Raw genomic sequence first — 19,297 nt, 5'->3', positions numbered from 1 at the left:
CCACGTTTACTGTGCATATTTTGCGGTGCGAACACCGCAGGTTTGCAGTTACTTTTTCATCCAGATATCGTCGCGGTAGCCCGCTATGGTGTTATCACTAGAGAAACGGCCACTGGCGGCACTGTTTCTGATACTGATTTTTTGCCAGGTGTCCTGGTCTAAATAAGTTTGCGCGACTTTTTCTTGTGCAATGCGATAACTCTCAAAATCTGCTGCCGTCATCCATTGATCATACGGGTCGGTAATTGAGGCAATAATATGATCAAAGATACCCGGCTCAACCAAATTAAAGTGACCACTTTTAAGCATGCTCAATACCCCGCTTAGTGCTTCTGATTGGGCTATTATTTGTTGTGGTTGATAATTAACCTTGGTTTGTGCAACCTGATCAGCATTTAAACCAAACAGGAAGAAGTTTTCATTGCCAACCTCTTCTAGCATCTCAATATTTGCACCATCTAACGTACCAATGGTCAATGCACCATTCATCATAAATTTCATATTACCTGTGCCCGAGGCTTCTTTACCTGCTGTAGAGATTTGCTCAGACAAATCAGTACCAGGGCAAATTTTCTCCATTGCACTGACATTATAGTTTGGTAAAAATGCCATGCGAAGATAGGGGGTGACTAATGGATCTGAGTTGACCATATGGGCAACATTATTGGCTAATTTGATGATTTGTTTTGCCATGGCATAACCAGGGGCCGCTTTACCACCGATTAATACACAGCGTGGTACCATGCCTTCGGTGTCACCATTTAAAATACGACGGTACAAATAAATCACATGCAAAATATTCAGCAGTTGGCGCTTGTATTCGTGTATGCGTTTTACCTGCACATCAAACATCATGCTTGGGTCGAAATTAACCCCGCATTCTTGTTCAACAAACTCACTTAACACTTGTTTATTGGCGAGCTTAACTTCAGCCCATTCCTTCACAAACGCTTTATCACTGGTGAAAGCATTTAATGCAGCAAGGCGTGATAAGTCGGTGATCCACTCTTTACCTAAACGGCGAGTAATTAAGCTTGCTAGCTTTGGATTACAATAAGCAAGCCAACGTCGAGGCGTAACACCATTGGTTTTATTATTAAATTTTTCTGGCCATAATTGATAAAAATCACTAAAGAGCCCGTCTTTTAATAATTGAGTATGCAAACCAGCAACGCCATTAACCGAGAAGCTCGCTACGATGGCAAGGTATGCCATTCTGATATGCTGTTCTGGGCCTTCTTCAATAATTGACATATTAGTCAATTTTTCAATGTTTCCTGGCCAATGATGTGCTACAACTTCAAGATAGCGTGAGTTGATTTCGAAAATGATTTCAACAATACGTGGCAACATGTATTTCATCATTGGTACCGACCAACGCTCTAACGCTTCAGGTAACAATGTGTGGTTAGTATAAGCCATAGACTGACTGGTCACCGCCCAAGCTTCATCCCATGTGAGTTCATATTGATCAAGCAATAGTCGCATGAGTTCAGGTACCGCAATGCTGGGGTGTGTATCATTGAGCTGTAATACATTATGTTGGCTAAATTGGCTGAAATCTTTGCCAAACTTGGCAACATAACGGGCTAACAAATCTTGTAAACTGGCCGATGATAAAAAATACTGCTGTCTTAATCTTAGCTCTTTACCATTTACGCTTGCATCGTTTGGATACAGCACCATGGTGATCTGTTCGGCTAAATTTTTGGTGGCAACCGCTTCAGCGTAATCGCCGTCATTAAATTCAGCTAAGTCAAACTCATCGTTTGCTTCTGCTTTCCATAACCGTAACGTATTGATCCTGCCATTATTAAAGCCAGGAATGGGCACGTCATAAGGTACGGCTAATACATTTTGGGTGTCTGTCCATACATGGTGCCGGCGTCCGTGTTTATCCACATAGTTTTCGGTATGACCAAAAAAAGGCACAGTGACAATTTTATGAGCAATCCTGACTTCCCATGGATTACCATGACGTAACCAACGATCGGGTTGTTCAATTTGATAACCGTCGACAATTTTTTGCATAAACATGCCATATTGATAGCGAATACCATAACCTGTTACCGATAAATCCAGGCTGGCACAACTGTCTAAAAAGCAAGCGGCCAAACGCCCTAAGCCACCATTACCTAGACCTGCATCATGTTCGACTTGCTCAATATCTTCTAGGTTTGTTGCGTAATCGGTTAATACTGCTTTAGCTTCGTCGGTTAAATTTAAACTCAATAAGGCATTGCCTAACGCTCGGCCCATTAAAAACTCAAGCGATAAGTAAGCCACTTGCTTTTGCTGGTATTGGTTGTCTTTAATCCGCGTTTGCCGCCAGTCATCTAACATTTGTTCTTTTACACTTTCACCCACGGCGGTGAATAGTTCTTCAGGTTCATGATCATCACGGCATAAACCGTAACGAATATGCCGCGCAAGTGATGCACCTAAGGTATCACAGGGTTCACAAGTGTCTGCTGGGACCACAGGCTCCACAATAGGATCGGCTTTTACCTTGGTCTTTTTAACTGGTTTTTTGTGTGGCGTAGAGGCTTTCTTTTCATTGGCACTTTCTTTAGCTGTGGTCATCCATCACTCCTTGGTAAATTCGGTATGAAATAACATTAAACTGCGATCGATTAGCTTCACTTGTTGATTGTTATCAACGGCTGGCTCAGAGGATTGGGTGTGTATTAAACAGTGCCAATGCTTAAGGTGAGCGAGTTGCGGTAAGGTGAATGTATGGGATTGATAATCTACATTGATGAGTAACAATAATGCTTCAGTGCTTTCAGGCCCTGCGCCGATATCAGCATGGCCTAAATTACCAGTAATAATGACACTGAGTGTGCGAGTATGATGTTCGCACCAGTGAGATTTAGTCATCACTTCACCTTGGCGATTAAACCAAGCTAAGCCGTTGTCAAAGAGCGCTTCAGGTTTATGAATAAACGCCTGATGGCATAACATAGGAAAGCGTTTGCGTAAGTTGATTAATTGCGATGTGTAACTCACCAATGACCAATCAATCACATCCCAATCAAACCAGCCTATTGGGTTGTCCTGACAATAAGCATTATTGTTTCCTTGTTGACTTTGGCCCGACTCATCACCTGCAAGCAGCATTGGTACTCCCTGGGATAACAATAAACAAGTGAGTAAATTACGTTTCTGACGATCACGAATGGCGTTGATTTCTGCGTCATTTGTTTCGCCTTCTACACCATAATTATCACTGCAATTTTCTTGGTGTCCGTCGCGATTTTCTTCGCCGTTAGCTAAGTTATGTCGTTGCTGATAACTCACTAAATCATGTAAGGTAAAGCCATCATGACTGGTAATAAAATTGATACTGGCTGAAGGACCACGGCCATTGTGCTCAAAAAAATCACTTGAGCCATGAAAACGTTTGGCAAACTCAGGGAGCATACCACTGTCACCGCGCCAAAATCGGCGCATAGCATCACGGTATCGGTCATTCCACTCACTAAACGCTACTGGATAGTTACCTAATTGATAACCGCCAGGGCCAATATCCCACGGCTCGGCTATCAGTTTCACTTTGCATAACACGGGGTCTTGGGTAATGGCATCAAAAAAACCACTGCCAGGATCAAAACCATAGACTTCCCGGCCAAGACAACTGGCTAAGTCGAAACGAAAACCATCAACCCCCATCACTTCAACCCAGTAACGTAATGAGTCCATGACTAACATGAGCACTTGGGGATGATTTAAATTAAAGGTGTTGCCACAGCCTGTGTCGTTAATATTAAAACGCTTATCATTGGGCAATAAACGATAGTAACTGGCGTTGTCTATACCACGAAAACTGTAGGTGGGACCAAGGTGGTTTCCTTCTGCGGTATGGTTAAATACCACATCGAGTATCACTTCGATCCCGGCTTGATGAAGACGAGAGACCATTTGTCTAAATTCGGCAATATCACCGTTTTTATTGGCTAAGTAACCGCTGTGTGGCGCCATAAAGGCGATGCTGTTATAACCCCAGTAATTATTAAGGCCTTTGTCTGTTAAAAAAGGTTCATCAAAAAAGCCGTGCACAGGGAGCAATTCAACGCCCGTAACGCCAAGTTCTTGCAAATAATCAATAACAGCATGACTCGCAAGCCCTGCAAAAGTACCTTGTTTTGCGGTTTCGACTAATGGGTGCTGCTTAGTAAATCCTTTTACATGGGTTTCAAATAGCACACTTTTGTATAGTGGAGTCTGTAATGGCGTAATTGGAATATCATTGACAAAATCGTGATCAATGACTTGGCATTTTGGCATATATGCCGCGCTGTCTTGGGTATCAAATGATAGATCTTCTGTCCGGTCATCAACATCATAGCCATACAATGCCGGATGTTGGATAACCTCACCCAGCAGTTTTTTTGCGTAAGGGTCGAGTAGTAACTTATGGTGATTAAATCGGTGCCCTAACGCTGGTTGATATGGACCAAACACGCGATAACCATATAACAAGCCAGCTTTGGCACCGGCAAGATGGCAATGCCAAATTTGGCGGGTACAGTCTCGCATTATATATTGTGCCACTTCAACTTGTCCGCTTGGGTCAAATAGACATAACACCACTTTAGTGGCGTGGGCTGAAAACAACGAAAAATTAACGCCATTGTCATCAATTGTTGCCCCTAAAGGATAAGGGTAACCACTGGTCATATCCATAATGAATTCCTACATGTAAATAAGCCTAAATGACTCACCAACGCCAATATTACTCAGCGGTTTCGGGTGCTTCTGGCACAAAAATAGTACAACCTAGAGGGGGAACAGTAATCACGATACTGTTATCCATGCCCTGCCATTGCGTGGTTTGAGTTTCAAATGGACCTTCATTAATCACATGACTGCCACCGTAATAGCGGTGATCGCTGTTGAGTGCTTCGGTATATTGGCCTGATCCTGGCAGCCCAATGCGGAATCCGTGATGCACTTGTGGTGACATATTGACTACAATTATCGCGTGTTGTTGTTTGTCTTTAGCGTAACGGCAGTAAACCAGAATGTTGTTGTCAGCATTATTGCAATCAAACCAAGCAAACCCATCACTTTGATGATCACATTCGTATAAAGCGGGTGTTTGTTGGTAAAGCTGATTAAGGTCTCGTACCCAATCTTGCATACCTTGATGAGGGGCGTAGTCGAGTAAATGCCAATCCAAGCTTTGGTTATGATTCCATTCATTGCGTTGAGCAAACTCATTGCCCATAAACAACAATTTTTTACCTGGGTGTGACCACATAAAGCCATAATAAGCACGTAATGTGGCAAATTTTTGCCAATCATCACCCGGAATTTTGTGTAGTAAAGACCCTTTGCCATGCACCACTTCATCGTGACTTAACGATAAAATGAATTGTTCAGTAAAGGCATATACCAAACTAAATGTCAGCTCACCATGATGGTAACGACGATAAAGCGGATCGCAGCTGATATAACGTAATGTGTCATTCATCCAGCCCATGTTCCACTTAAACCCAAAGCCTAACCCATTTTGGTCTGTTGCTTGGGTTACACCTGGCCATGCGGTGGATTCTTCAGCAATCATGTTAATGCCCGGAAAACACTGGTACATACGGGCATTCAACTCTTGTAAAAATTGAATGGCTTGCAGGTTTTCACGGCCGCCAAATTCATTAGGGATCCACTGGTCAGCATTACGACTGTAATCAAGGTATAACATCGACGAAACGGCATCTAAGCGCAGACCATCAAAATGGAATTCATCAAGCCAATAATGGGCATTACTGTATAAAAAGCTCCGCACTTCGGCTCGCCCATAATTATAAATTAAGGTATCCCAATCAGGGTGCTCACCTTTCCGCGGGTCTTGATGCTCGTACAAACAACTGCCATCAAATCTTACTAAGCCATGTGGATCGCGAGGGAAATGCGCCGGTACCCAGTCAAGTAACACGGCAATATCTTGTTGATGACAAGCATCAATAAAGGCTTTTAAGCCGTTAGCCTCACCAAACCGGTAAGTTGGCGCATAAAGACCAACGGGTTGATACCCCCATGAACCATCAAAGGGAAACTCGCTAATTGGCATCAATTGTAAATGAGTAAACCCCATTTCTTTTACGTAGGGCACTAATTCGTTAATTAACTGAGAATAATCAGTGTAATCTTGCCCTTCGTCGCCAGTTCTACGCCAAGATGCTAGATGCACCTCATAAATCGACATTGGCTGATTATGACTATGGCGTTGACTACGGTCGTTAAGCCATTGTTCGTCTTGCCATTGATATAATGCTGGTGAAGGAATTTTAGAGGCGTTATGAGGTGAGGGTTGCATCGACACGGCATAGGGATCTGATTTCACAACCACATGACCATACTCATCGGTAATCGCAAATTTGTAATGTTGTTCCGCTTCCACTTCAACGATAAAAATATCCCACAAACCGCTTGCTGGATGAAAACGAAGGATATGACGTTTTTGATCCCACGCATTAAAATCACCAATTAATGAGACTTTTTTTGCATTCGGCGCCCAAACACAAAAATGCACACCTTTGACACCATGATGTTCTCGCCAGTTAGCTCCTTGAAAACGGTATGCCTGTAACTGGCTGCCTTCACCGAATAAGTAAACATCTTGTGGATTTAATACACTGTCGAATTGATAGGGATCATTGATGAGCTGTTCACAAAGTGGAAATTGCACCCGTAATTGATAAGCAAATGGCTTAACTCTACGGCCCATTTTGCCAGCAAACAATCCTTGGTCATCAAGTTGTTCAAGACTCGCCACTTTACGGCCATCTTTAAGACTAATGACATCAACCGATAACGCACCGGGTATAAAACAACGCACAATTAATCCTTTGCCGTCATTACTACTGTGCATGCCAAGCAATGAAAACACATCTGTGTATTCACCTTTTAGTAAAGCGATATCGCTACCTTGATGAAAATATGCAGTCGCTACAGTCATATACAATGATCCATTATTGTTCTAAGTTACTTGATGAAGACATATTGGCAGTAAATTGATGGCTGCTAACTTGTCTTGCTTGATTAATCGCATTCAACCTTTGCTGTACTTTTTCGCTTTGTGACATTTGTTGAATACTCATTGGCAAACGACGTTGCCAATTTGGAAACTCTTTCCATGTACCCGGAATATTGACGCCGTGCTTATCTGCGACTAAGTCACTTAATTGCACACTGAACAGTTGTGCATTGCCTTTAGCTGCAACCGATATCCACGCCAGTAATAAGACCTCAAAATCAATTTGATCAATATCTTCATCAGCGAGAGGTGTAATTGCCCCCTGCTCGACTAATAAATGAATTAACTGTTGTTTTTCTAGCTGACGAGTATGCAAAACTTGTCGTAATCGTTCGTCGTTATCGATTAACTGCAGCTGTCGGCGTAATTTAAGATCATCACCTGTCCACCACGCTTTAATGGTGGGCACATCGTGATTAGCCAACATCATTAAACTTTTATGTTTATATTCTTTAGGCGATTTAAAGCGATCGTAATCTTTGCAAAAGTAAAACAGCTCATTAGAGAACACGCCAGCTTGCGCTAAACGAGATACAATTTCTGGCGGCACAATACCAAGATCTTCACCAATGACCACACAACGGGCACGCTGGCTTTCAAGACACACTATGGCTAATAACGTTTCGACGGGGTAATACACATAACTGCCTTCGCCTAAATCGCGATTAAGTGGCCACCACCATAAACGTAACAACCCCATGACATGATCAATCCGTAATGCGCCGCAATGTTGCATATTACTGCGGACCAATTGGATAAAGTGAGTAAAATCATGTTGTTTTAACTTTACAGGGTCAAATGGGGTTAACCCCCAGTTTTGTCCTTGCTCCGCAAAAGGATCAGGCGGTGCGCCAATACTGGCGTTATCACAAAACAACGCTAAATTGGCACTGACCTCGGCACCATGACTCACCGCACCAACGGCTAAATCCCGTATTAGGCCAATGCTCAAACCAGATTGTTTTGCGTTAAGTTGACATGCCTCTAATTGTTCACTTGCAATAAACTGCAAGTACAAATAAAAGCCAACTTCTTGAGTGAAATATTTTGAACCTAACTCAATCTCTTTGTGAGCGAACTGCATTAATGCAGTTTTATCCTGTTCAACAAAATGTAAATAAGCATGGTATCTGGTGGTTTCATTCTTTATATGTTGCTGACAAAATATTTGATACAATTTCTCAAATGCTGCATATTTAAGCAACTGCACTTCTTCGTAATTAATTAATTGCGCTTGATTTAACGCTTGCTTCTTTTGTTGCCACTGTTGAGTGGTGAGCTCTTTTTGCACCGCTTTGTATTCATAAACTGCTTCAATTTGAATATACAAAGGATTTAAACGCCGGCGATCGGTAGGGCTATATGGACTGGGATTTTGGGGTTGGCTAATGTCTAACGCGTGCAGAGGATTAAGTAGAATAAAATCGGCTCCTGCGTGGGCGGCATAATCAATCAGTTCAGCGAGGTTACCAAAATCGCCCATTCCCCATTGTTCATCGCTGCGCATTGCATATAATTGCGCATTTAAACCCCAAGGTTGCTTTTGAGATTGAGAATGGGTTGCAAGACGTCCTTGATATGCCGTAGATGGCGCCAGCATAATTTGACCGTATAAGGTGTTCACTCGGGTGCTGTCGCCAATAAACGCTAAACTAATATGATGATAGCCTAAGTGTAAATTGGGTTTGTCTAACACGACACGATACTGACAATAACGCTGCCCACCATAATAATACTCACCGACGACCTCACAATCTTGGCAGTGTGTGGTCACCGTTAATGTGTCTATACCTTCACCATAGATGGTGGCTTTAAATGCATAAGGATAATTGTCGGGTAATTGCACATCAATATGTGGTTTATCGATTTCACACCATTGAAAACGATGTAATGGCATCAACCAAGGATCGACATCTAACTGCTCAATACGTTGAGCTATTTTATGTTCGTTCAGTAAATGGGGATATTCAGACGGATCACATTGATGTTGATTGAACGATGTGGGTAATAACATCGTGGTTAATATTCCCTGCCTATCCCTAGCAGGTATGTGAACCAGTTTACCGACACAATCGATAAACTCTGCTCCAACGCCTTGCAAATACAGCAACTTCTCCAGTCCCATATTTGTCTTCCCTCGCGATTATTAACTTCATTAATTCCAGCAGTTACCATGCCAGTTAATCGTAACAATATAGCGACAAATTAATGGCAGAAAAATGACAAGAATAAGTCATTATAAATCATTAAGTTAAACGTGTAACAAATCAATATAAAAGCTATTTAAAACATACGTTTTAGACTATCCTCTTGCACTATAACAGCGCATAACAAACAAAGATAGTGCAATAATTACTCATCAAAACAGTTGTATTGCGAGAAAATAGCGCAGTCAAAACTGGGCTCGTTTTATGCATAATACCAACGGGTTACTGAACAGTTAATTGACTTTTTAATGCCCTACACAAACGGATTAGGCTTTGTCAGTTAACTGGGCCCTGTTATGATAATTCAATCTAGTCGTTTCACGGGTAAAGAGTCGCCTTTTGAACAAACACGAATTTAAAATACGCTATAATTTACATCAGCTCAATGCAGCAATTGTGTCTGCACCGACCTCGTATTTAGGCCGTCAGGCTGCCGTGTTAATCCCGATTATTGAAATCGATCAACAGTTGCAATTGATATTAACCCAGCGAGCACTTCATTTACGTCATCACCCAGGGCAAATCAGTTTCCCCGGCGGAAAAGTAGAACCCGCAGATGTTAATTTGATCCACACAGCGTTAAGAGAAGCCAATGAAGAAATTGGCTTATTAGCACACAATGTGGATGTGTTAGGTATATTCCCGGCGCACAAGACCTTTACAGGCTTTGAAATCACCCCTGTGGTGGGTCTAATTAAACAACCTTTTGATTTAATGATTGATCCCGGAGAAGTTGCAGATTGTTTTACCGTACCATTGAGTTTTTTTATTGAAAAAGGCAACCGGCATCAAGTGTTTCATTATCGCCATGGTAAACGATACCGGGTACATTTCATGCCATTTGAAGACCGATTTATATGGGGAGTGACTGCCGCCATTATTGATTTATTATGCCGTCATGTGACTTACGAATAACGGCATAACGAACATCACACTACATAGCGGATATACAACCCTGCGGATAATGACACCACTAGCAACAGAGGAATGTTGACCCAGAAACCAATTTTGGTGGTGGTTTTAGCATAAAAATTTACCAGTAAATTTAAAAAACTCACTGCTGCACAGCACCAAATCAAATATTCTAGTTTAATGGTTAAGTCCGGATCCCAATACAACCGCACAGACACTCCTTTACTTAAAAAGTAACCCACTGCGCGATCTGGCCTAGCCTCTCCGTAAATAATCAATGCATAAATGGCTAAACTCCAGCCTAACAGTGACAACACGGTTAATATGACCTGTAAAACGCCTAATCGAGACATGCCCTGTTCCTTGCTTAATACTGCTAATTTGTGCAGACGAAAAAGCAGTATGTAACCGCTTTATTGATTAATGGTACTGTGAGTACTCAATATTGAATGACTTGCGTCATTAATATCGACAGATTAAGCGAATTAGCTTTGCTTAACTCACTCATTTGCCAAATATTTAACCGACTTATTTAAAAGTAACACAATAATCGCAATAGAAAAGCGTTTTCAGCTTGAGAAAAGCCACCAGCAAGGTAAGATAAACCCCAAATTTATATTCATAATTCGATACGTTGGAGAATTAAGCAACAATGAGCATTACATCTGTCGCTTCTGTATTTAAAGGTGAACACGCCATCGGTTCGCAAGTCACTGTTCGTGGCTGGGTTAGAACTCGTCGTGATTCTAAAGCTGGTATTTCGTTCTTGGCCGTTTATGACGGTTCTTGTTTCGATCCAATCCAAGGTGTCGTGCCAAATAGCCTAGCCAATTACAATGACGATGTATTGAAATTGACTGCTGGCTGCTCAGTTGTCATGAGCGGTGAAGTCGTGGCTTCTCCAGGTGCTGGACAAGCATTTGAGCTGCAAGTCAGTGAAGTGGTTGTCACTGGTTTTGTTGATGACCCTGATACATACCCAATGGCAGCGAAGCGCCACTCTATTGAGCATTTGCGTGAACTGGCCCACTTACGTCCACGTACCAACATTATTGGTGCTGTTGCGCGCGTACGTAACTGTTTGTCACAAGCGATTCACCGTTTCTATCATCAAGAAGGTTTCATTTGGGTGTCGACCCCATTGATCACCGCGTCTGACTGTGAAGGTGCAGGTGAAATGTTCCGAGTATCAACATTAGACATGGAAAACTTGCCACGTACTGACGCAGGTAAAGTGGATTACGACAAAGACTTTTTTGGTAAAGAATCATTCTTAACAGTCTCTGGCCAGTTAAACGCTGAAACCTATGCTTGTGCATTGTCTAAAGTATATACCTTTGGCCCAACGTTCCGCGCAGAAAACTCAAACACCACTCGTCACCTTGCTGAGTTCTGGATGGTTGAACCTGAAGTGGCATTCGCTACATTAGATGATGCAGCTGAGCTAGCTGAGAAAATGCTTAAGTTTGCCTTTAATGCCGTGCTTGAAGAGCGCATGGACGATTTGAACTTCTTTAACGAACGTGTTGATAAAACTGTCGTAGAACGTTTGCAATCGTTTGTTAGTAGCGACTTTGCCCAGGTTGATTATACTGACGCAGTTGAAATCCTCAAAAACTGTGGCAAGACTTTTGAATTCCCCGTTGAATGGGGTATCGATTTACAGTCTGAACATGAGCGTTATTTAGCAGAAGAACACTTTAAAGCGCCGGTTGTTGTTAAAAACTACCCGAAAGACATTAAAGCTTTCTATATGCGTTTAAACGATGACGGTAAAACGGTTGCAGCAATGGACGTTTTAGCACCCGGCATCGGTGAAATCATTGGTGGTGCGCAGCGTGAAGAACGTTTAGACGTGTTAGATGCTCGTTTAGCTGAAATGAACTTAAGCCAAGAAGATTACTGGTGGTACCGTGACCTACGTCGTTATGGCACAGTGCCTCACTCAGGTTTTGGTTTAGGTTTCGAGCGTTTAGTGTCTTACGTCACAGGCGTGAACAACATCCGTGATGTGATTCCGTTTCCACGTGCACCCCGTTCAGCAAACTTCTAATACACTTTTATATCCTTGTGTATTCATTAAAACGCGCCTTAGGCGCGTTTTTTATTGGCTCACGTTCACATTGGTATTCTCAGAATGCGACCAGCGTTTTTTTGATTAAGGCAGCGCTAGTCGTCATGCTTTCATAAATCTAACTGTTTAAGATAATTTGTTCACGGAGATGTTTCACTTCATCACGCAGCGCTGCTGCTTGTTCAAACTCAAGGTTTTTCGCATGCTCATGCATTTGTTTTTCAAGTGCATCGATTTGATGACTTAAATCTGCAACACTGGCATAAGTTGCTCGGTTATCTGCAACTTTAGCAAACTGCCCAGATTGACTACGCTGACCTTTAGCTTGTTTTGCTTCGCCTACATCCATCACATCGGTAATACTTTTAACCACACCGCGAGGGATAATGCCATTGGCCAGATTATGTTGATGTTGTTTTTCACGTCTACGTTCAGTTTCACCCATGGCTTTGGCCATTGAGTTTGTGATCCTGTCTGCATACAAAATCACTTTACCATTAACATTTCGTGCAGCGCGGCCCATGGTCTGAATAAGTGAACGCTCTGACCGTAAAAATCCTTCTTTGTCTGCATCAAGAATACAGACCAAGGAAACTTCAGGCATATCGAGACCTTCACGGAGTAAGTTAATCCCAACCAATACATCAAAATGGCCTAAACGTAAGTCACGAATAATCTCAACCCGTTCAACAGTATCAATATCTGAATGTAAGTAGCGCACTTTAACGCCATGCTCATCCAGATATTCCGTTAAGTCTTCTGACATACGTTTGGTTAACGTGGTGACTAATACCCGCTCATTTACCGCAACCCTTTTACCGATTTCAGAAAGTAAATCATCAACTTGAATCGCCACAGGACGCACTTCTAGTACAGGATCAAGCAGCCCAGTTGGACGCACAACCTGTTCAGCGACTTCGCCGTCACTTTTATCTAGTTCATACTGGCTTGGAGTGGCCGACACAAAAATAGTTTGCGGCATTAAGCGCTCAAATTCTTCGAACATTAATGGCCGATTGTCTAATGCTGACGGTAAGCGGAATCCATACTCGACTAAGTTCATTTTTCGACTGCGATCACCTTTATACATCGCACCAATTTGCGGCACAGTGACATGGGATTCATCAATAATCAATAAACCATCAGCGGGTAGGTAATCGAGCAGTGTTGGCGGCCCCTCACCGGTGCTGCGCCCCGACAAATACCGTGAATAGTTTTCAATACCAGAGCAATAGCCTAACTCAACCATCATTTCTACATCGTATTGAACGCGTTCAGTGATCCGTTGTGCTTCGATTAACTTATTGTTGTCGAGTAAAAATTGCCGACGCTCACGCAACTCTTCTTTAATCTCTTCTGTTGCAGCTAAGATTTTTTCTCTAGGAGTAACATAGTGGGTTTTAGGATAAATTGTAGTGCGTGCAATGCGTTTATTGATATGGCCTGTGAGTGGATCAAATTCACTTAAGCGTTCAATTTCATCATCAAATAATTCAATCCGAATGGCTTCTCGCTCAGATTCCGCCGGGAATATATCAATCACCTCGCCTCGCACACGGTAAGTTCCACGCTGCAGTTCAATATCATTACGGGTATATTGCAACTCACTTAAACGAATAAGTATGTCACGCTGCCCCATAAAGTCGCCTTGACGTAGATGCAACAGCATTTTCATATAAGAATCAGGATCACCAAGACCATAAATAGCCGACACTGAAGCAATCAATACCACGTCTTTGCGCTCTAACAGTGCTTTTGTCGCAGACAATCGCATTTGTTCTATATGGGCATTAACAGATGCGTCTTTTTCAATAAAGGTATTAGATGCAGGCACATAAGCTTCAGGTTGATAATAATCATAATAAGAAACAAAGTATTCTACCGCATTGTGAGGAAAGAACTCTTTCATCTCGCCATAAAGTTGGGCAGCAAGGGTTTTATTGGGGGCCATAATAATGGTTGGTCGCCCCATTTGTTTAATCACGTTGGCTATGGTGTAAGTTTTACCTGAACCGGTTACCCCAAGTAGAGTTTGGCTGGCAATACCAGACTGTAAACCTTCTACGAGTTGGTTAATTGCAGTGGGCTGATCGCCCGCAGGTTCAAATTTGGACTCTAAGGTAAAAACAGACTCTGACACAACGTACATCCCTTATTAATAGAACCAAGCATGATATACCTAAATATGGAGTATTGGCGATATCTAATCGCTTAATTTACGCTGTATTAATAAGATCATTACTGCAACAGCACCTTCATTATGACAAATTGACTAACATAATGTGAAAGTGGCAAACAAATTCATAAATCATGGAAAAACACCCCAAAATCCGCTGAAAAACTAAGCTTGTGAGCAATTTAATACACAATCAGTCATGCAAAGTGATTACAATTTTACCGTTGTCAGAACAGTGACAAAACAAAACAGTTGATTTTTATATCTTATTGAAACAAAACAAATTTATATATCACTAATGAAAAAGCACATTTTAAGCCCAATCCATGCTCAGCAAGGGTTAGCAGCGTATTTACAGCAGAAATCCACATGTTTATCCACAGATTTAGTGGATAAGTCACTTAAGCCCAATACGCATGCGGGGTCGAGCACATCCCCTAGTCATAATACTGTAAGATTATGTTGATGTAATTTAATTACATTTGTCGGTAAATACGCTGCGCTAAGACAATGAGATCACAGGAGTGACTTAATTAGTTTTACATATTATAGATTTACCTTTATTAAGCGATAAACTCATAAGACAAGGTTATGAACACAATAGTGAGTTAGATAAGCATTAAGAGTAGTTATACCATTTCCATTTATTCTGTGACCAATCAGAGTCACTCAGAATGTCCAGTTGAGGCGAATTGTTGAAATAATGGTTATTCCCTTCTACGACAATGCAACAAAGGAATGAACTGTATGAGCGTCTCTTGCAAGGCAAGCTTCTGTGCGTGCCTTCTATGCTGCTAAATAGCATTTGGGAATACGACTGCATGGATGCAGGAGGTAGAACAACGCAGGAGCAGTTGTCGACGACTGCATGGATGCAGGAGGTAGAACAACGCAGGAGCAGTTGTCGAGCAGACACAGAACTCCCGCTAAATGACCAGATAATGAATGAATTGGTATTAAACTGCAGAATGCACTAAGTTGGCCGCTAAACTGGATCATTTCAGCGCTTAGGATTTTGGCTCTATATCCATATTAGTGCAAAGCTAACAAGGTTGGCATTATTAACCTCTGCCATTATTTCGTAAAATATGAAGTACCGACATACTGATGAAAAATCATTTCTGAACACTTTCGACCATATCACTTAAATTAATAATTAAGTCGACCAAGCAAATTTTCCAGCTTTTCGCTAAGTGATTCATTTTATATTCATTGTTCAAAAATCGACATAAATGCCCAAAAGTCGTGCACGATGCGTAATTGGTAACCAATTAGTCACATAATTGCATTTTTTTTTATAACTCGAGTTGACTCAGTTACCAGAGCGTTTTACTATGCGCTCCGTTCTCAGCAATACATTGCTAAAAACGATTCCCCAGTAGTTCAGTCGGTAGAACGGCGGACTGTTAATCCGTATGTCACTGGTTCAAGTCCAGTCTGGGGAGCCAATTTAGTAAAGTAAGTTAAGAATGTAAGCGTAATTCCCCAGTAGTTCAGTCGGTAGAACGGCGGACTGTTAATCCGTATGTCACTGGTTCAAGTCCAGTCTGGGGAGCCAACGTTTACTGTTATCGAAATCGATTCCCCAGTAGTTCAGTCGGTAGAACGGCGGACTGTTAATCCGTATGTCACTGGTTCAAGTCCAGTCTGGGGAGCCATCGAGATAACAATTTGAAATGATCAATTCCCCAGTAGTTCAGTCGGTAGAACGGCGGACTGTTAATCCGTATGTCACTGGTTCAAGTCCAGTCTGGGGAGCCATTTCAATGTACTATCAATAATGATTTATTCCCCAGTAGTTCAGTCGGTAGAACGGCGGACTGTTAATCCGTATGTCACTGGTTCAAGTCCAGTCTGGGGAGCCATTATCCAGCAAAGCGAGTCCCCTCCTCTGCCATCCTTAATCAACTTGTCTTCACATTATTAATATCAATTTTATCCCTCATAAGTTGTTTTGTTTTTTTCTCATAAAAATAGTGCTTTAGGTTAATCATTTATTAATCTAAAATCTGCTATGATAACACTGTTCAAAAATAGAGCACATCGTATAATTAGCGTTCAAACCCAATGGTTCTCGCTAAACCAATGTTCAATTAGAACCCACAGTGCCAAGCAGATTTTTGTGTTAAGCAGTAGCGGCGAAAGCTTCAATAACAAAAAATATAAACTATTATTAACGTAAAACCTCAAACTAAATATCATCAGCAACAAATCATGCTGACAGTAAATAAAACTGACTTATTATTGTTAACTCGTAGGGAATGGATGTTTTATGGGCTTATCAAAATCCTTTCAGATAGTGTTGTTGATTGTTTTCGGGTTATTGATCTTCAGGATCTATACTGTCGAAAACAATGAAGTGCAGGAGCAAGGAAAAATTGCTCAAGAGCATTATCAACAATATGTAGACACTTACCGCAACTGGGAAGGAAGCGGTGAAGCGTTATATCAAAAAATGACTCAAGATTTCACTTTTCAGTTTTTTCAATTTATACACAACACTGACAGTAGCTATAACTACACTCACGGCAGCTTAAAGCGTCCAAGCGATGACTTCCCAAGCAAAATATTTAATATCGAATTAGGTCATATTCAAGTTCTTGGCGATGCACGCTTACAAGTTCGTTTAGACACCGCCAGTGTATTATCGTCAAGTTTGGCCGACTTAGAACAAACCGCCATACTTTTAATAGGTGCATATTTATTATTAATGGTGTTATTTGCCTTGTTAATGCAATTACACCGTTCACGGATCAAATACGCGGCTGAATACATTAACCACATCCCTGAGTTATCATTTTTAGCACTTGAACGTTCTCGTTTCCCTGGCGTATTACGTCCATTAGGAAATGCATTAGAAACGTGTCGTAACCAGTTAAAACTCAGTTTAGATAGAGTACGAAAAGAAAACGAACAGCTAACAAAAGCTGCTTATCAAGATCCTGTGAGCGGTTTTTCGACTCGACAACGTTTTACTCAACATTTAGAAGCCTTAAATAAATCAGATAAGCAACAATATGGCGTGCTATTGATGATAAAGGCTGCTGAACTTGCCAGTATTAACCAATTACACGGCCGTGCAGCTGGAGATGATTATCTTGCAAAATTAGCCAATTGTATTCGTAAATCGGTTATCAGCCTTGGAGTTACTGAATGCTTTAGGGTTTCTAGTGGTGATTTTGCCGTATTCATCGACAGCATTACCTTAAAAGAAGGCGAAAAAATCCTAGAACAGCTCAAAGTTCAACTCGACGAATATGCTCAAAGCTCACGCAGTGACTCGATAGCTCACGCAGGTATGGTGCCTTATAAAGAAGGCAGTGAACCATTAGCGCTAATGGCATTAGCAGATACTGCGGTCAGCGTGGCACAAACCTTAGGCCCTAACCGTTATTATCAATTAGAAAAACTTTCTGGTAATGAGCAACAAGGAGATGACCATTGGAAACTGACCATTAATGATTTAATTAAACGCCGCAGTATTCACTTTTATCAACAACCCATACAGCCATGTAATAATCAAACTGATGTATACCGCGAATTATTAGCACGTTTCACCAATGCTGATGGCAAATATTTACCCACAACAACGGTGATTGCTATGGCTGAACGTTATGGCCTTAATGTCGAATTAGATCAAATGATCGTGATTCAAACGGTCAAAGTGCTCAGTCAACACCCTAACTTAACAGGAAATATGGGGGTAAATATCAGCGCTTCATCAGCATTGCAGGATAATTTTACCAGTTGGCTTAAAGATTTATTGTCTAAACACCGCCAAATTGCATCACGTCTAGTGTTTGAACTTAACGAAGCTGGCATGCAGGCTAACCTACTCTCTAGTCGTCAATTTGTCAGTGAAATGCATAAGGTCGGCGCTAAAGTCGCGATTGAACGCTTTGGATTAGGTTTTACCTCGTTTAAGTTTTTCCGCGAAGTCCGTCCAGACTTTATTAAATTAGACAGTAGCTACAGTGATAACATCGAACAAGACAATAATAATAAGTTCTTTGTACGGATGATCGTCGACATCGCAAAACGGATAAGCATTCGGGTTATTGCCACCGGTGTTGAAAAACAAGACGAAAAACTAACCTTAGAAAAATTATTAGTAGATGGTCTGCAAGGATATTATATTGCCAAACCTGAAATACTAGTAAAAAAACAGTAACATCTGAGTTAACAAACCGTAAAAAACACGCTTTTATTCTAAGGTTAAGCATTTTATGTTTAACCTTATTTTTTATCCGTTGTTTCTCAACGCTAAACCTAAGATAATACCCAGATCTATTGGTCAAAAAAATGTAGCAATGACAGAGTATCTTCTCTTATTAATCGGAACTGTACTGGTTAATAACTTCGTCCTAGTGAAATTCTTAGGTCTATGCCCTTTTATGGGGGTGTCGAGCAAATTGGCGTCAGCTATTGGCATGTCTATGGCAACGACCTTTGTATTAACCCTTGCATCTATTCTTAGCTATCTCACCAATGAGTTTTTGTTACAACCTTTTGACTTGAGCTATTTGCGTACCATGAGCTTTATTCTCGTTATCGCCGTAGTGGTTCAGTTCACCGAAATGGTCGTACAAAAAACCAGTGCATCACTGCATCGCGCCTTAGGCATTTATTTACCGTTAATCACCACTAATTGTGCAGTATTAGGCGTAGCGTTATTAAACGTTAACGAAGACCATAATTTTATTCAGTCGGCCATTTACGGTTTTGGTGCGGCGGTCGGCTTTTCATTAGTATTAATTTTATTTTCGGCAATGCGTGAGCGTTTAGCCGCTGCGGATGTGCCTGTACCATTTAAAGGCGGCGCGATCGCCATGATCACCGCCGGTTTAATGTCGTTAGCATTTATGGGATTTGCGGGGCTGGTTAATTAG

The 19,297-nt window shown here is 41.5% G+C and carries 10 protein-coding genes and 5 tRNA genes; 9 read left to right on the top strand and 6 right to left on the bottom strand.

Annotation, left to right across the window (positions count from 1 at the left end):
* Window positions 1-48 precede the first annotated feature (48 nt).
* The 4 genes from PQR79_RS02720 to malQ are packed head-to-tail and all read right to left on the bottom strand — an operon-like array spanning window position 49 to window position 9,164.
* Window positions 49-2,583, bottom strand: coding sequence for a glycogen/starch/alpha-glucan phosphorylase (locus PQR79_RS02720; RefSeq protein ID WP_238103627.1), 2,535 nt, complete (start codon window positions 2,581-2,583; stop codon window positions 49-51).
* Window positions 2,584-2,586: 3 nt separating this feature from the next.
* Entirely contained in the window at window positions 2,587-4,686 is a 2,100-nt protein-coding gene (glgX, locus tag PQR79_RS02715; RefSeq protein WP_238103626.1) for a glycogen debranching protein GlgX, read from the bottom strand.
* A gap of 49 nt (window positions 4,687-4,735) precedes the next feature.
* The gene (glgB, locus tag PQR79_RS02710; protein WP_238103625.1) at window positions 4,736-6,961 is read right to left on the bottom strand and encodes a 1,4-alpha-glucan branching protein GlgB; all 2,226 of its coding nucleotides are present in this window, start codon (window positions 6,959-6,961) and stop codon (window positions 4,736-4,738) included.
* A 13-nt stretch (window positions 6,962-6,974) separates the two neighbouring features.
* Complete coding sequence (gene malQ, locus PQR79_RS02705) at window positions 6,975-9,164, bottom strand: 4-alpha-glucanotransferase (RefSeq protein WP_238103624.1); 2,190 nt, start codon at window positions 9,162-9,164, stop codon at window positions 6,975-6,977.
* Between the two features lie 421 nt (window positions 9,165-9,585).
* Here malQ and PQR79_RS02700 point away from each other — a divergent pair, with 421 nt between their 5' ends.
* The gene (locus PQR79_RS02700; protein WP_238103622.1) at window positions 9,586-10,161 is read left to right on the top strand and encodes a CoA pyrophosphatase; all 576 of its coding nucleotides are present in this window, start codon (window positions 9,586-9,588) and stop codon (window positions 10,159-10,161) included.
* Between the two features lie 14 nt (window positions 10,162-10,175).
* Here the strand turns inward: PQR79_RS02700 and PQR79_RS02695 are convergent, their stop codons facing one another.
* Entirely contained in the window at window positions 10,176-10,511 is a 336-nt protein-coding gene (locus tag PQR79_RS02695) for a hypothetical protein (RefSeq protein ID WP_238103621.1), read from the bottom strand.
* Between the two features lie 299 nt (window positions 10,512-10,810).
* On the opposite strand from PQR79_RS02695, the gene asnS reads away from it, so the two are divergent.
* Window positions 10,811-12,211 (top strand): asparagine--tRNA ligase, encoded by a 1,401-nt coding sequence (gene asnS / locus PQR79_RS02690; protein WP_238103620.1) that lies wholly within the window; start codon window positions 10,811-10,813, stop codon window positions 12,209-12,211.
* 139 nt (window positions 12,212-12,350) lie between these two features.
* Here asnS and uvrB read toward each other — a convergent pair whose 3' ends face one another.
* Window positions 12,351-14,372, bottom strand: coding sequence for an excinuclease ABC subunit UvrB (gene uvrB, locus PQR79_RS02685; protein WP_274408369.1), 2,022 nt, complete (start codon window positions 14,370-14,372; stop codon window positions 12,351-12,353).
* A gap of 1,408 nt (window positions 14,373-15,780) precedes the next feature.
* On the opposite strand from uvrB, the gene PQR79_RS02680 reads away from it, so the two are divergent.
* The 7 genes from PQR79_RS02680 to rsxA all read left to right on the top strand — a co-directional run bounded on the left by PQR79_RS02680 (window position 15,781) and on the right by rsxA (window position 19,297).
* Window positions 15,781-15,856: transfer RNA gene (locus PQR79_RS02680), tRNA-Asn, on the top strand.
* Between the two features lie 34 nt (window positions 15,857-15,890).
* A tRNA-Asn gene (locus PQR79_RS02675) sits at window positions 15,891-15,966 on the top strand.
* A gap of 24 nt (window positions 15,967-15,990) precedes the next feature.
* Window positions 15,991-16,066 (top strand) — tRNA-Asn (locus PQR79_RS02670).
* A 27-nt stretch (window positions 16,067-16,093) separates the two neighbouring features.
* A tRNA-Asn gene (locus tag PQR79_RS02665) sits at window positions 16,094-16,169 on the top strand.
* Between the two features lie 28 nt (window positions 16,170-16,197).
* A tRNA-Asn gene (locus PQR79_RS02660) sits at window positions 16,198-16,273 on the top strand.
* A gap of 407 nt (window positions 16,274-16,680) precedes the next feature.
* Window positions 16,681-18,579: an EAL domain-containing protein gene (locus PQR79_RS02655; protein WP_238103618.1), complete on the top strand. Its 1,899-nt coding sequence runs from the start codon at window positions 16,681-16,683 to the stop codon at window positions 18,577-18,579.
* A 139-nt stretch (window positions 18,580-18,718) separates the two neighbouring features.
* The gene (gene rsxA, locus PQR79_RS02650) at window positions 18,719-19,297 is read left to right on the top strand and encodes an electron transport complex subunit RsxA (RefSeq protein WP_188916400.1); all 579 of its coding nucleotides are present in this window, start codon (window positions 18,719-18,721) and stop codon (window positions 19,295-19,297) included.

This window comes from Shewanella metallivivens, assembly GCF_028750675.1.
GTDB classification, from domain to species: Bacteria; Pseudomonadota; Gammaproteobacteria; order Enterobacterales; family Shewanellaceae; genus Shewanella; species Shewanella metallivivens.
The sequence above is the reverse complement of the archived record's forward strand: the minus strand, read 5'-3'. Positions and strand labels throughout refer to the sequence as shown.

Bases quoted from the DNA above. Each gene is read 5' to 3' on its own strand.
- PQR79_RS02720 (WP_238103627.1), bottom strand. From the start codon at position 2,583: ATGACCACAGCTAAAGAAAGTGCCAATGAAAAGAAAGCCTCTACGCCA.
- glgX (WP_238103626.1), bottom strand. From the start codon at position 4,686: ATGGATATGACCAGTGGTTACCCTTATCCTTTAGGGGCAACAATTGAT.
- glgB (WP_238103625.1), bottom strand. From the start codon at position 6,961: ATGACTGTAGCGACTGCATATTTTCATCAAGGTAGCGATATCGCTTTA.
- malQ (WP_238103624.1), bottom strand. From the start codon at position 9,164: ATGGGACTGGAGAAGTTGCTGTATTTGCAAGGCGTTGGAGCAGAGTTT.
- PQR79_RS02695 (WP_238103621.1), bottom strand. From the start codon at position 10,511: ATGTCTCGATTAGGCGTTTTACAGGTCATATTAACCGTGTTGTCACTG.
- asnS (WP_238103620.1), top strand. From the start codon at position 10,811: ATGAGCATTACATCTGTCGCTTCTGTATTTAAAGGTGAACACGCCATC.
- PQR79_RS02655 (WP_238103618.1), top strand. From the start codon at position 16,681: ATGGGCTTATCAAAATCCTTTCAGATAGTGTTGTTGATTGTTTTCGGG.
- rsxA (WP_188916400.1), top strand. From the start codon at position 18,719: ATGACAGAGTATCTTCTCTTATTAATCGGAACTGTACTGGTTAATAAC.